The following is a 13,892-nucleotide window of genomic DNA, read 5'->3' as shown; positions in this document are numbered from 1 at the left end:
GGGTGAACTATTGTTGCTTGCTACCCCCTAGGGTATTCTATGCCGATTTATCGCTGGTGTTACCACTCATTTACGGAACCGGACGTCATAATGCAAGAGCAATACAATCCCCAGAATATCGAGCCCCAGGTGCAACGCCACTGGGACGAGCAGCAGACCTTCAAGGCCACGGAGCAAGCCGGCAAAGACAAGTTCTATTGCCTGTCGATGTTCCCCTACCCTTCAGGTCGGCTACATATGGGGCACGTCCGTAACTACACCATAGGCGACGTTATCTCTCGCTATCAACGGCTTCAGGGTAAAAACGTGCTCCAGCCCATTGGTTGGGACGCCTTTGGCCTGCCCGCCGAAAACGCCGCCATCAACAACAAGACGGCGCCGGCACCCTGGACCTACGAAAACATCGATTATATGAAAAACCAGCTCAAGCGACTGGGCTTTGGATACGACTGGGACCGGGAGCTGGCCACCTGTACGCCGGAATACTACCGCTGGGAGCAATGGTTCTTTACCAAGCTGTATGAAAAAGGCCTGGTGTACAAGAAGACCTCTTCGGTGAACTGGTGCCCCAACGACGAAACCGTGCTTGCCAACGAACAGGTCAACGACGGCTGCTGCTGGCGCTGCGACACCCCGGTGGAGCAAAAGGAAATTCCCCAGTGGTTTATCAAGATCACCGAATACGCCGACGAGCTGCTGCGCGACATCGACGAGCTGGAAGGCTGGCCCGAGCAGGTCAAGACCATGCAGCGTAACTGGATTGGCCGCAGCGAGGGCGTGACCCTGCGCTTTGACGTGGCCGGTAGCGACGACAGCTTCGAGGTCTACACCACCCGTCCCGACACCCTGTTCGGCGTCACCTACGTGGGTATTGCCGCCGGCCACCCGCTGGCCGCCAAGGCCGCCGAAAACAATCCGGAGCTGGCCGCCTTTATCGACGACTGCAAGCACAACAAGGTCGCCGAGGCCGAGATGGCCACCATGGAGAAAAAAGGCATGGCCACCGGTCTGATGGCGGTACACCCGCTCACCGGCAAGCAGGTGCCGGTGTGGGTCGCCAACTTCGTGCTGATGGATTACGGCTCCGGCGCCGTGATGGCGGTACCCGCCCACGATCAACGCGACTATGAGTTTGCCGGCAAATACGGCCTCGACATAGTACCCGTGATCAAACCCGCCGACGGCAGCGAGCTGGATGTAAGCAGCGAGGCCTATACCGAAAAAGGCGTGCTGTTCCACTCTGCTGAGTTCGACGGCCTCAACTTCGAGCAGGCCTTTGACGCCATTGCCAAAACCCTGGAAGAAAAAGGTCTGGGCCACAAGACCGTCAACTTCCGTCTGCGCGACTGGGGTGTCAGCCGCCAGCGTTACTGGGGTGCGCCCATTCCCATGCTCAACCTGGAAGACGGCTCAGTGGTCGGCGCGCCGGAAGACAGCCTGCCGGTGATCCTGCCGGAAGACGTGGTGATGGACGGCATTCAGAGCCCGATCAAGGCCGATCCCGAGTGGGCCAAGACTACTTACAAGGGCCAGCCGGCGTTGCGTGAAACCGACACCTTCGACACCTTTATGGAGTCGTCCTGGTACTACGCCCGCTACTGCAGCCCGGAATACGACCAGGGCATGCTGGACGTGGAAAAGGCCAACTACTGGCTGCCGGTGGATCAGTACATCGGCGGCATCGAGCACGCCTGTATGCACCTGCTCTATGCCCGCTTCTTCCACAAGCTGCTGCGCGACACCGGCCTGGTGGAATCCGACGAGCCGTTCAAGCGCCTGCTGTGCCAGGGCATGGTGCTGGCCGATGCCTTCTACCACACCGACGACAAGGGTGCCCGCACCTGGGTGAGCCCGCTGGACGTGACCGTGGAGCGGGATGAAAAGGGCCGCATCAAAAAGGCCATGGACGCCGACGGCCGCGAGCTGGTGCACACCGGCATGACCAAGATGTCCAAGTCCAAGAACAACGGCATCGACCCCCAGGTGATGGTGGACAAGTACGGCGCCGACACCGTGCGTCTGTTCATGATGTTCGCCTCCCCCGCCGACATGACCCTGGAATGGTCCGACTCCGGTGTGGAAGGCGCTCAGCGCTTCCTCAAGCGGGTGTGGAAGCTGGTGTTTGAGCACCAGTCCCACGGCGCCGCCCCGGCCCTGAGCCTGACCGGCCTGAACGGTGCCCAGAAAACCCTGCGCCGGGAAGTGCACAAGACCATCAGCAAGGTGAGCGACGACATCGGCCGCCGCCAGACCTTCAACACCGCCATCGCCGCCATCATGGAGCTGCTTAACCACCTGGCCAAGGTGGACATGAGCGACGAGCAGAACCGTGCCCTGCTGCAGGAAGCGCTGGAAGCCGTGGTAGTGATGCTGCACCCCATAGTGCCGCACACCTGCTTTGAGCTGTGGCGCGCCCTGGGCCACGACGACATCGACCACGCCCAGTGGCCGATCGTGGACGCCGACGCCCTGGTGGAAGACGAGAAACTGGTGGTGGTACAGGTCAACGGCAAGGTACGGGGCAAGATCACCGTGCCCGCCGATGCCGACAAGGACGCGGTTGAACGTGCCGGCAAGGCCGACGACAACGTCGCCCGTCACCTGGATGGCAAGACCATTCGCAAGGTGATTTACGTACCGGGCAAGCTGCTGAACATAGTAGCCAACTGACCAGACGGTGAGGAGTGATGAAGAAAGGAGTGAGGAGAAAACACCTCACTCCTCACCCTTCACTCCTCACGGTGAATCAAGGAGTAGTTATGCTCACTCGAATCAAGGCCATTGTGCTGTTGTCACTGACCCTGATGCTGATCACCGGTTGTGGCTTTCAGCTCAGAAGCGGCGACAACCTGCCGCCCGAGCTGCAACGGCTGGTACTCAGCGGTGACGACAAGACCCAGTTCTACCGGCTGGTGTCGGCCCGGCTGCTGCGCGCCGGCGTGGTACTGGTGGAGAACGACGGCGACACCCCGGTACTGACCATCTCAGGCGTGGGCCAGGCCAACACCACCGCCTCGGTCAACCCCAGGGGCGATACCCTGGAATACGCCATGCGCTTTGGTACCCGCTTTACTCTCGACATGCCCGACGAGCCGCGCCAGGTCTTTAACGTAGCCTTTAACCGCAGCTTTCTCGACAAGTCGGCCCAGGCCCTGGCCTCCAGCCGGGAACAGCAGCAGCTGCGGGAGCAGATGGAGCACGAGGCCGCCGAGCAGATTTTGCGTCAGCTGAGCCGCCTGTCGTTCTGATGCGTCTCTATCCCGAGCAACTGGGCAAACATCTTCAGGCAGGGCTCGCGCCCTGCTATTTCATTTATGGCGACGAGCCCCTGCTCAAACAGGAAGCCCTCGACGAGCTGCGCCGGGCCGCCCGGGCCCAGGGCTTTGACGAGCGCCACAAGTTCGATGCCGACGACGGCCTGGACTGGGACGCCATTTTTGATGCGAGCCAGACCCTGAGCCTGTTCAGCAGCCGGCAGATCATCGAGCTGACCCTGCCCGACAAGCTGGATCGCACCGGCTCGGACCGGCTGCGTGAGCTGCTGCGCCAGTGCCACCCCGATCTGCTGCTGCTGATAAGCGGCCCCCGCCTCAATCAGCAACAGCAGAAAACCGCCTGGTACAAGGCCCTGGCCGAGGCCGGCCCGGTGGTGCCGGTGTTCACGCCGGACGCCCGCCACCTGGCGCGCTGGCTGGAACTGCGCCTGCGCCGCCATCACCTGAGCGCCGAGCCCGATGCCCTGCACTGGCTGACCCTGGCCTTTGAGGGCAACCTGCTGGCCGCCGCCGGAGAAATTGAAAAGCTGGCCCTTCTCAGCCTGCCCCAGCCGCTGACATTGCAGGCGCTGCAGCAGCACGTGCAGCCCCATTATCACTTCAACCCTTTTCAGCTGCTGGATCCCCTGCTGCAGGGCAAGGTCAAACGGGGCTGCCGCATTTTGCTGCAACTGCGCCAGGAAGGGGTGGAAGCGGGCATGCTCTGCCATTTGCTGGCGAAAGAGCTCACCACCCTGCAAAGCCTGCAGATGGCACTGACGGACGGCCAGTCCTTTCACCAGGCGGCGGCCGCCCTGCATGTGTGGTCCAGCCGCCAGCCGCTGATGCAAACGGCGCTGAACCGGCTCAGCGCCCCCAAGCTCGACGCGCTCTCGCGCATGCTGGCCGCCGCCGATGCTGCCGTGGCGGCATTTGATGACGACAGCGCCTGGCGCTGGCTGCAGGCCCTGTGCGTCGGATTTTTTGACGACAACACACCCATCATATTGCCATGACTGCACCCATCGGATTACTGGGGGGTACCTTTGACCCCATTCACGTCGGCCATCTGCGCACCGCCATTCAGGCCCAGGAGCAACTGGGCCTGAGTGAAGTGCGGCTGTTGCCCAACCATATTCCGCCCCACAGGGCCACGCCGGACAGCGCACCAAAGCACCGGCTGGCCATGGCCCGGCTGGCGGCGGCAGCCACGCCGGGGCTGACGGTAGATGAGCGCGAGCTTAACCGCACCACGCCGTCCTATACCATCGACACCCTGATCGAGCTGCGCGCCGAGCTGGGCCAGCAGCCGCTGTGCTTTATCATGGGCATGGACTCACTGTGCAGCCTGAATAAATGGCACCGCTGGCAGGAGCTGCTGGAACATGCCCACCTGGTGGTGAGCCACAGGCCCGGGTGGAAACCTACCTTTGACGACACCCTTGAGCAGCTCTACCAGAACCACGGCACCCAGGATCGTGAACGCCTGCACCGCACCCCCGCCGGGCATATTTTTCTGCTCGACAACCCGGAGCTGGAGGTGTCATCCACCCAGATCCGCGAGGGTGTACGCCGCGGGAACAATCCGCAATATTTGTTGCCGGATGCGGTAGCGAACTATATTCGACAACAGGGACTCTATACCGGGTCCGTGGTATAATCTGACGTTGTTTCACCGAGGAGAAGGCACTCTTGCAAGACAAAGAACTGCACGACTTTATCGTCGACAAACTGGACGATCTCAAGGCCCGTGATATTCGTGTACTGGACGTCACCGGCAAATCCACCATCACCGACTGCATGATCATCTGCTCCGGCAACTCCAGCCGCCACGTCAACTCCATTGCCGATCACCTGGCCACCGAGGCCAAGCACGCCGGCCTGAATCTGCTGGGTATTGAAGGCCAGGGCGCGGGTGAGTGGGTACTGGTAGACCTGGGTGACGCCATCGTGCATGTGATGCAGGAAGAAACCCGTGACTTCTATCAGCTGGAAAAACTCTGGGGCGGCAGCACGGCCGGAGCCATGGCCGGATGAAGCTGCAGCTGGTGGCGGTCGGCACCAGAATGCCGGCCTGGGTAACCACGGGCTTTCAGGAATATCAGCGCCGCTTTCCCCGGGACATGCCCCTGGAACTGGTTGAAATTGCCGCCGGCAAGCGCGGCAAGAATGCCGACATCGATCGCATTCTGTACAAGGAAGGCGAACAGATGCTGGCCGCCGTGAGCAAGTCGGCGTGTATTGTTACCCTCGACATTCCCGGCAAACCCTGGACCACGGAACAACTGGCCGGTCAGCTCACCCGCTGGCAGCACGACGGTCGCGACGTGGCCATCCTCATTGGCGGCCCCGAAGGGCTGGCACCGGCATGCAAGGCCGCGGCCGAGCAAAGCTGGTCGCTGTCGCCGCTGACCCTGCCCCACCCCCTGGTGCGGGTAGTGGCGGCAGAAAGCCTCTACCGCGCATGGAGCATCAACAACAACCACCCCTACCACCGCGAGTAAGTCATGGCCAGGTCCCGGGTAAAAATGCGCGACCATGTCGCCGAGTCTTCCTTGCACTGGCGCCGCACTCTGGTGTCCTTTATCGGTATCGTACTGCTGATGGGCGTGCTGTTTGCCAACCTCTATCACCTGCAGGTCAACCAGCACCAGAGCTACCAGACCCGCTCCAACGACAACCGCATCAAGGTCGTGCCCATCGCCCCCACCCGGGGCCTGATCTACGATCGCAACGGCGTGCTGCTGGCGGAGAACCGGCCCATTTACAGCCTGGAAATCACCCCGGAAAAGGTGGCGGATCTGGACGCCACCGTCGACGGTCTGATCGAGCTGCTGGGGCTGGATCCCGACATTCGCGAGCGCTTTTTTCAGGACGTACGCCGCCAGCGCCGGTTTAACCCCGTGGTACTGGTCAACCGGCTGGACGAACAGCAGGTGGCCCGCTTCAGCATCAACCAACACAAATTTCCCGGCGCCGCCATCGAGGCCTATCTCAAGCGCCATTATCCCTACAAGGACACCCTGACCCACGTGCTGGGTTACATGGCCAAGATCAACGACCGGGATCTGGACCGCCTCGGGGAAGACAACAAGCTGGCCAACTACGCCGCCACCCGCGACATCGGCAAGCTGGGCGTGGAGCGCTATTACGAGGATCTGCTGCACGGCCACGTCGGTTATCAGGAAGTGGAGGTCAACAACCGGGGCCGGGTGATCCGCACCCTGAAATACGAGCCGCCGGTGCCCGGCAGTGACATTTATCTGAACCTCGACATCAAGCTGCAGCAACAGGCCCAGAAACTGCTGGACGGCAAGCGCGGTGCCATCGTGCTGATGACCCCGAAAGACGGCCAGGTGCTGGCCATCATGTCCAACCCCAGCTACGACCCCAACCTGTTCGTGCACGGCATCAGCAGCCCCGACTACAAGGCGCTTCTGCAAAACCCGGATCGCCCGCTGATCAACCGCGCCAGCCAGGGCATTTACGCGCCGGCTTCCACGGTCAAGCCCATGATGTCGGTGATGGGCCTGAACGAGGGCGCCATCACGCCCTCCACCCGCTATTTCGGGGGCCCCTACTTTCAAATTCCCAACACCAAACGCAAGTTCCGCGACTGGCGCCGCTGGGGCCATGGCTGGATGGACGTGTACCGGGCCATCGAAATCTCCGCCGATACCTTTTTCTACGATCTGGCCTACCGCACCGGCATCGACACCATTCACGACTACATGAGCCGCTTTGGCTTTGGCCAGGCCTCGGGCATCGATCTGCACGAGGAAGCCTCCGGCACCATGCCGTCCCGGGACTGGAAACAGCGCCGCCACAAGCAGCCCTGGTATCAGGGCGACACCATCTCGGTGGGCATCGGCCAGGGCTACTGGACCGCCACCCCGCTGCAGCTGGCCCGGGCCACCTCCATCATGGTGGATCACGGCGACACCGTGCATCCGCGCCTGCTCAACGGCATCGTGCTCAACGGCAACAAGGTGAGCATGCCCATCAGCCACGGCGAGCCCATTCGGCTTAAACAGGAAAACTACTGGAAGGTGGCCCTGACCGGCATGTGGCGGGTGGTGAACGGCAGCGAAGGGACGGCCCGCAAGGCCTTCAAGGACACCGCCTATGTGGCCGGCGGCAAGTCGGGCACCGCTCAGGTGTTCAGCCTGGCGGAAAATCAGCAGTACGATCACAAGAGCCTGCGCGAACACCTGCGCGACAACGCCCTGTTCGTGGCCTTTGCGCCCTTTGAAAATCCACAGGCGGTGGTGTCGGTGGTGCTGGAAAACGCCGGCGGCGGCAGCTCCCACGCCGCCCCCATCGCCCGCGCCATGCTCGACGCCTACCTGGCCCCGGAATCCCTGCCCAACGAGGAAGTCATCGCCCATGAACAATGATCGCCGTACTCTGGGAGAGCGCCTGCACCTGGACTGGCCGCTGCTGGCGGGCCTGCTGCTGCTGCTCGGCGCCAGCATGGTGGTCCTCTATTCCGCCACCGGTGAGGATCTGCAGGCGGTCACCCGCCAGGGCATGCGTATCGGCCTGTCGCTCACCGTCATGATGGTACTGGCCCAGTTTTCCCCGAGCTTTTATGCCCGCTGGGCACCGCCGGTGTTTATTATCGGGGTGCTCCTGCTGGTACTGGTGCTGCTGGTGGGGGACATCGGCAAGGGCGCCCAGCGCTGGCTGGAAATCGGCAGTTTCCGTTTTCAGCCATCGGAAGCCCTCAAGCTCGCCATGCCCATCACCATTGCCGCCTACATCAGCCGCTATCCCCTTCCTCCCGGCCTGCTGCACGTGTTTCTGGCGTTTTTGCTGGTGATGGTACCCACCCTGCTGATCGCCAAACAGCCGGATCTGGGCACCTCGCTGCTGGTGGCCGCCTCCGGCCTGTTCGTGATCTTTCTCGCCGGCCTGCCCTGGCGGCTGATCCTGCTGGCGCTGGCGGGCCTGGCCGCCTTTCTGCCGGCGCTCTGGTACTTTCTGATGCACGACTACCAGAAGCGACGAGTGCTGACCCTGCTCAACCCGGAAAGCGACCCCCTGGGCGCCGGGTATCATATCATTCAGTCCAAGATTGCCATCGGCTCCGGCGGCCTGTGGGGCAAGGGCTGGCTGCACGGCACCCAGTCCCAGCTGGAGTTCCTGCCCGAGCGCCATACCGACTTTATTTTCGCGGTGCTGGCCGAGGAATTCGGCCTGGTTGGGGTCAGCCTGCTGATGCTGATGTACCTGTTTATTATCGGCCGCGGCCTGCAGATCTCGGTACAGGCGCAGGGGGCCTTTCCCCGCCTGCTGGCCGGCGCCCTGACCCTGACCTTTTTCGTGTACGTGTTCGTCAACATCGGCATGGTCAGCGGCCTGCTGCCGGTGGTGGGGGTGCCCCTGCCGTTAATCAGCTTCGGCGGTACCTCCATGGTGACACTGATGGCGGGATTTGGCATTCTCATGTCCGTTCATACTCACAAACGCCTGTTGGCGAAATAACAGACAAGGAACCTTTTAATGCGCCTCGCCCTTCTTTCTGCGGCAGTGTGGTTATCAACGGCAGCCTCGGCGGCACCGACCGTGCCCGAGCAACAACAGTGGCTTGATGAGCTGGCCGGCAAGTTCGAACTGAGCCAGGACGCATTAAACCAGGCCCTGGCTGAGGCGCAGTACCAGCAAGCCATCATCGACGCCATGACCCGGCCCGCCGAAGGCAAGCCCTGGCACCAGTACCGGCCCATCTTTCTTACCGACAAGCGCATTGAACAGGGCGCGGCCTTCTGGCACGAGCACGATACGCTGCTGGCCCGGGCCGAGCGAGAGCTGGCGGTGCCGGCGCAGATCATCACCGCCATCATCGGCGTGGAAACCTATTACGGCGCCCACATGGGCACCTACAAGGTACTCGATGCCCTCTATACCCTCGGCTTTCACTATCCGCCCCGGGGGGCCTTTTTCCGCTCCGAGCTGGGCCATTATCTGAAGCTGGCCGAACAGCAGCAGTGGAGCCTGGATGAACAAAAGGGCTCCTACGCCGGAGCCATGGGCATGGGCCAGTTTATTTCTTCCAGCTACCGCCACTATGCGGTGGACTTCAACGAAGACGGCCACACCAATTTGTTTGACGCCACCGACGCCATCGGCAGCGTCGCCAATTACTTTCACGAGCATAAATGGCAACCGGGCGAGCCCGTGGCCCACCGGGCGGTGGTCACCGACGAACAGGCCGCCGAGGCGCTGCTTTCGCCTGCGCTGGAGCTCGACTACAGCTGGGCCGAACTGGCCGCTGCCGGCGTCAGCACCGACGCCGAGCTGGCACCGGACACCCCGGTCAAGCTGCTGAAGCTGGACGGCGCCGACGGCCCGGAATACTGGGTGGTACGCCACAACTTTTACGTGATCACCCGTTACAACCGCAGCCCGCTCTATGCCATGGCGGTCTACCAACTGAGCGAGGCAATCAGGCAAGCCCATGAACAACAACCTTAAACGTCTACTTCCGCTGGCCGCCCTGTTGCTGGCCGCCTGCGGCAGCCAGCCCGAGCCCCCCGAGCAGACTCAGGACGACAGCTACGACCGGGAAACTGCCGGCGGCCGTTATTCCCTGCGCCAGGACAAGGCCCCGGGCGAAATGCCGGACATGTCTCACGTCAAGGATGCCCAGCCCCGCTTTGAACCCTACAGCCGCCAGGGCAACAAGGACTACAATGTCTGGGGCCAGGACTACCAGGTGTGGCGCGACGTGCAAAACTACAAGGACGAAGGCATGGCGTCCTGGTATGGCGCCAAGTTTCACGGCTATCACACCTCCAACGGCGAGGTGTACGACATGTACACCATGACCGCCGCCCACAAGAACCTGCCGTTGCCCTCCTTTGTCAAAGTGACCAATACCGAGAACGGCAAGCAGGTGTTGGTGCGGGTCAATGATCGGGGCCCCTTTCACGACGGCCGCATTATCGACCTGTCCTACGCCGCCGCCTGGAAGCTGGGCATGCTCGGCAAGGGCACGGCACCGGTAAAGGTGGAGCTGATCAAGGTGGCCCCCAGCAAGGAAGACGTTCGTCTGGCCAACCAGGGGCCGGGCCGGCACATTCAGCTGCTGGCCACCCGCTCCGGCGACAAGGCCAGGGAGCTTGCGGCCCGGCTGAGCAGAGAGTATGGTTTTCCGGCCCGGGTAGAGCACCAGTCCGACTGGTACAAGTTGCAAATGGGACCTATCCCGGTCACCCAGACGGACGACATTCTGACCCGGCTGATCGCCGCCGGCTACGAACAGGCATATTTCCTGAAGTGAACGGATTTCGATGTATTTTCAACGGCATTCACTGCCCATTTATTTTTCAAACAAGGGTCTGACTCACCTTATGCGTACGGTTAACACTCTGTCCAGTCTCGCCATTGCCGGCCTGATGTCCTTTGCCGCCCAGGCACAAACCTCGGTGTCCATGATCCCCGAGCCGCCGGCCATTGCCGCCAAATCCTACGTACTGATGGACTACGCCAGCGGCCAGCTGCTGGTGGCAGAAAATGCCGATCAGAAGCTGCCCCCGGCCAGCCTGACCAAAATGCTCACCTCTTATGTGCTGGGCCAGGCCCTGGAAGAAGGCAAGGTCAAGCGTGACGACCTGGTGACCATCAGCGAGGCCGCCTGGGCCCAGAACTTCCCCGGCTCCTCTGTGATGTTTCTGGAAGTGGGCAAGCAGGTCAGCATTGACGATCTCAACCGCGGCATCATTATTCAGTCCGGCAATGACGCCACCGTGGCGGTGGCCGAACATCTGGCCGGCAGCGTCAACTCCTTTGCCGATCTGATGAACTCCTGGGCCGCGCGACTGGGCATGAACGACAGCCACTTCGTGACCCCTCACGGCCTGCACAGCGATGACATGTACACCACCGCCCACGACATGGCGCTGCTGGGCCAGGCCCTGATCCGCGATGTGCCGGAGGAATACGCCATCTACGCCGAGAAGTCGTTTACCTTTAACGGCATCACCCAGCACAACCGCAACTCGCTGCTGTGGGATCAGTCCCTCAACGTGGACGGCATCAAGACCGGTCACGTCAGCGCCGTGGGTTACAACCTGGTGTCGTCCGCCACCAAGGATGACATGCGTCTGATCGCCGTGGTCATGGGGGCCGCCAACGAACGCGCCCGGGCGGCGGAAAGCAAAAAGCTGCTGACCTACGGCTTTCGTTTCTACCAGACCCTGACTCCTTACGAGGCTGGCAGCAAGCTGGTGGATCAGAAGATCTGGATGGGCGACAAGAGTACGGTCGCCCTGGGGGTGGACAAGGCCGTGGCGGTCACCATTCCCCGCGGTCAGGCCCAGAGCCTGCAGGCCGACTTCACTCTGGATCAGGCTCTGAAAGCGCCGCTGGCCAAGGGCGAGCAGGTAGGCACCCTGCACCTCAAGCTGGGTGACAAGGACGTGGCCACTGTGCCGCTGGTGGCGCTGGAAGACATTGAACAGGGTGGCCTGTTCAGCCGGTTGATCGACTACATCACCTTGCTGATTCAAGGGCTGTTCGACTGATAGCACCACGGGGCCGATATTCATTCGGCCCCACTTGCCCTGCCCCACCCTCAAAAGACCCTGCAAGTTGTCGGTTTCAGATTAACCGCATTTATGATAAAAATGCGACAAGGATGGTGGAAATTGCCTCCATTCCCAATTGAATACTGCCGTTTTCAAAGGTTGCCATGAATACCAAATTTGATGAGTTGCTCGAATTTCCCTGCCGTTTTCCGTTCAAGGTACTGGGCCTGGCCGATGAGCGCCTGCCCGGACTGGTAGTGGAAGTACTGCAGCAACACGCTCCCGGTGACTACAGCCCCCAGGTACGCCCCAGCAGCAAGGGCAACTACCACTCTGTGAGCGTGCATGTCACGGTGCAGAGCAAGGAGCATGTCGAGCTGCTGTATACCGAGCTCGGCAAGATCGAGCTGGTCAAATACGTGCTCTGAGGCTGACTCATGCAGCAGGATAAACTGACCATTCGGCACTGGGGCCTTTCGTCTTACGAGCACGTCTGGCACACCATGCAGACCTTCACCGATCAGCGTGATGAAGACACCGGCGATGAATTCTGGCTGGTGGAGCACCTGCCGGTGTTCACTCAAGGGCAGGCCGGCAAGGCCGAGCATGTGCTCAATACCGGTGATATACCGGTGGTACAGGCCGACCGCGGCGGCCAGGTGACCTATCACGGCCCCGGCCAGCTGGTGCTGTATCTGCTGCTGGACGTACGCCGCAAGAAACTGGGCGTGCGCAACCTGGTGACCGCCATGGAAGAGTCCATTGTCAGCCTGCTGAATGAATACCGGATTGAGGCCTATGCCAAGCCCGACGCCCCGGGCGTGTATGTGGCCGACAGCAAGATCGCCTCGCTCGGCCTGCGAGTGCGCCGGGGCTGCTCCTTTCATGGCCTGGCCCTGAACGTCAATATGGATCTGAGCCCTTTCCTGCGTATCAACCCCTGTGGTTATGCGGGCATGGCCATGACCCAGTGCAGCACCCTGGGTGGCCCCCAGACCCTCGAAGAAGCCCAGTCCCGCCTGGTGCCCCTGCTGGCGGACCGGCTTGGCTATCAACATCTCTTCTACACCACAGAGAAAGTAAAATTATGAGCAAACCCGTACGCGTCGAACCCGGCGTAAAATTGCGTGACGCCGACAAGATGGCCCTTATTCCGGTCAAACACCTGCCCGATCAGGAAGAGGAAGTGCTGCGCAAGCCGGAGTGGATGAAGATCAAGCTTCCTCCCAGCAGCCAGCGCATACAGGGCCTCAAAAACATCATGCGCGAGAACAAGCTGCACTCGGTGTGTGAGGAGGCGTCCTGCCCCAACCTGGCCGAATGCTTCAACCACGGCACCGCCACCTTTATGATCCTGGGTGCCATCTGTACGCGCCGCTGCCCCTTCTGCGATGTGGCCCACGGCCGCCCGCTGCCGGTGGATCCGGAAGAGCCCGCCAAGCTCGCCAAGACCATCAAGGAGCTGGGCCTCAAATACGTGGTGATCACCTCGGTGGACCGGGACGATCTGCGCGACGGCGGTGCCCAGCACTTTGCCGACTGCATTCGCGCCATTCGCGAGCAGAGCCCCAACACCAAAATCGAGATCCTGACCCCGGACTTCCGTGGCCGCATGGACACCGCGCTGGAGATCCTCAAGGACACGCCGCCGGACGTGTTCAACCACAACCTGGAAACCGCCCCGCGCCTGTACCGCATGGCCCGCCCCGGCGCCGACTACAAGTGGTCGCTGGAGCTGCTGCGCCGGTTCAAGGAAATGCACCCTCAGGTGGCCACCAAGTCCGGCCTGATGATGGGCCTAGGTGAAACCAACGAGGAAATCGTGGAAGTGCTCAAGGATCTGCGCGAGCACAACGTCACCATGCTGACCCTGGGCCAGTACCTGCAGCCCAGCCGTCACCACCTGCCGGTGAAGCGCTATGTGCCGCCCGCCGAGTTTGACGAGCTGAAAGAGATTGCAGACAGCATCGGCTTTACCCACGCCGCCTGTGGCCCCTTCGTGCGCTCGTCCTACCACGCCGATCTGCAGGCGCAGGGTGTGGAAGTAAAGTAAGCCTCACATCTGAGGGGGTCGACGTGAGGGGTGGGGAGAAACATTCCTCGCCCT

14 protein-coding genes are annotated in these 13,892 nt (G+C 61.7%); all 14 read left to right on the top strand.

The window, feature by feature from the left end:
• The first annotated feature begins 90 nt into the window (after positions 1–90).
• The 14 genes from leuS (at position 91) to lipA (ending at position 13,838) form a co-directional block, all read left to right on the top strand.
• Positions 91–2,670, top strand: coding sequence for a leucine--tRNA ligase (gene leuS, locus Q9290_RS10280; protein ID WP_306079563.1), 2,580 nt, complete (start codon positions 91–93; stop codon positions 2,668–2,670).
• An 89-nt stretch (positions 2,671–2,759) separates the two neighbouring features.
• Positions 2,760–3,248 carry an LPS-assembly lipoprotein LptE gene (locus Q9290_RS10275; protein ID WP_306079562.1) on the top strand — a complete coding sequence of 163 codons (489 nt, stop codon included), beginning with the start codon at positions 2,760–2,762 and terminating at the stop codon, positions 3,246–3,248.
• Complete coding sequence (gene holA, locus Q9290_RS10270; protein WP_306079561.1) at positions 3,248–4,270, top strand: DNA polymerase III subunit delta; 1,023 nt, start codon at positions 3,248–3,250, stop codon at positions 4,268–4,270. Before Q9290_RS10275 ends, holA begins: the two co-directional genes overlap by 1 nt.
• Positions 4,267–4,914: a nicotinate-nucleotide adenylyltransferase gene (nadD, locus tag Q9290_RS10265; RefSeq protein WP_306079560.1), complete on the top strand. Its 648-nt coding sequence runs from the start codon at positions 4,267–4,269 to the stop codon at positions 4,912–4,914. Before holA ends, nadD begins: the two co-directional genes overlap by 4 nt.
• Positions 4,915–4,946: 32 nt before the next feature.
• A complete protein-coding gene (gene rsfS, locus Q9290_RS10260) occupies positions 4,947–5,291 on the top strand; it encodes a ribosome silencing factor (RefSeq protein WP_306079559.1) in 345 nt (114 codons plus the stop codon).
• Positions 5,288–5,758 (top strand): 23S rRNA (pseudouridine(1915)-N(3))-methyltransferase RlmH, encoded by a 471-nt coding sequence (gene rlmH, locus Q9290_RS10255; RefSeq protein ID WP_306079558.1) that lies wholly within the window; start codon positions 5,288–5,290, stop codon positions 5,756–5,758. The genes rsfS and rlmH overlap by 4 nt, the downstream gene beginning before the upstream one ends.
• Positions 5,759–5,761: 3 nt before the next feature.
• A complete protein-coding gene (mrdA, locus tag Q9290_RS10250) occupies positions 5,762–7,651 on the top strand; it encodes a penicillin-binding protein 2 (RefSeq protein WP_306079557.1) in 1,890 nt (629 codons plus the stop codon).
• Positions 7,641–8,741, top strand: coding sequence for a rod shape-determining protein RodA (rodA, locus tag Q9290_RS10245; RefSeq protein ID WP_306079556.1), 1,101 nt, complete (start codon positions 7,641–7,643; stop codon positions 8,739–8,741). Before mrdA ends, rodA begins: the two co-directional genes overlap by 11 nt.
• Before the next feature lie 18 nt (positions 8,742–8,759).
• Entirely contained in the window at positions 8,760–9,731 is a 972-nt protein-coding gene (gene mltB, locus Q9290_RS10240; protein WP_306079555.1) for a lytic murein transglycosylase B, read from the top strand.
• Positions 9,715–10,539: a septal ring lytic transglycosylase RlpA family protein gene (locus tag Q9290_RS10235; protein ID WP_306079554.1), complete on the top strand. Its 825-nt coding sequence runs from the start codon at positions 9,715–9,717 to the stop codon at positions 10,537–10,539. Before mltB ends, Q9290_RS10235 begins: the two co-directional genes overlap by 17 nt.
• A 70-nt stretch (positions 10,540–10,609) precedes the next feature.
• The gene (locus Q9290_RS10230; RefSeq protein ID WP_306079553.1) at positions 10,610–11,782 is read left to right on the top strand and encodes a serine hydrolase; all 1,173 of its coding nucleotides are present in this window, start codon (positions 10,610–10,612) and stop codon (positions 11,780–11,782) included.
• A gap of 167 nt (positions 11,783–11,949) precedes the next feature.
• Positions 11,950–12,213: a DUF493 family protein YbeD gene (ybeD, locus tag Q9290_RS10225; protein ID WP_306079552.1), complete on the top strand. Its 264-nt coding sequence runs from the start codon at positions 11,950–11,952 to the stop codon at positions 12,211–12,213.
• Positions 12,214–12,222: 9 nt separating this feature from the next.
• A complete protein-coding gene (gene lipB / locus Q9290_RS10220) occupies positions 12,223–12,876 on the top strand; it encodes a lipoyl(octanoyl) transferase LipB (protein ID WP_306079551.1) in 654 nt (217 codons plus the stop codon).
• Positions 12,873–13,838: a lipoyl synthase gene (gene lipA, locus Q9290_RS10215; protein ID WP_306079550.1), complete on the top strand. Its 966-nt coding sequence runs from the start codon at positions 12,873–12,875 to the stop codon at positions 13,836–13,838. The genes lipB and lipA overlap by 4 nt, the downstream gene beginning before the upstream one ends.
• The last annotated feature ends 54 nt before the right edge of the window (positions 13,839–13,892 follow it).

Origin of the sequence: Oceanimonas aquatica (assembly GCF_030732065.1) — a bacterium.
Taxonomy (GTDB): domain Bacteria; phylum Pseudomonadota; class Gammaproteobacteria; order Enterobacterales; family Aeromonadaceae; genus Oceanimonas.
This window is presented reverse-complemented; position numbering and strand designations above follow the sequence as displayed.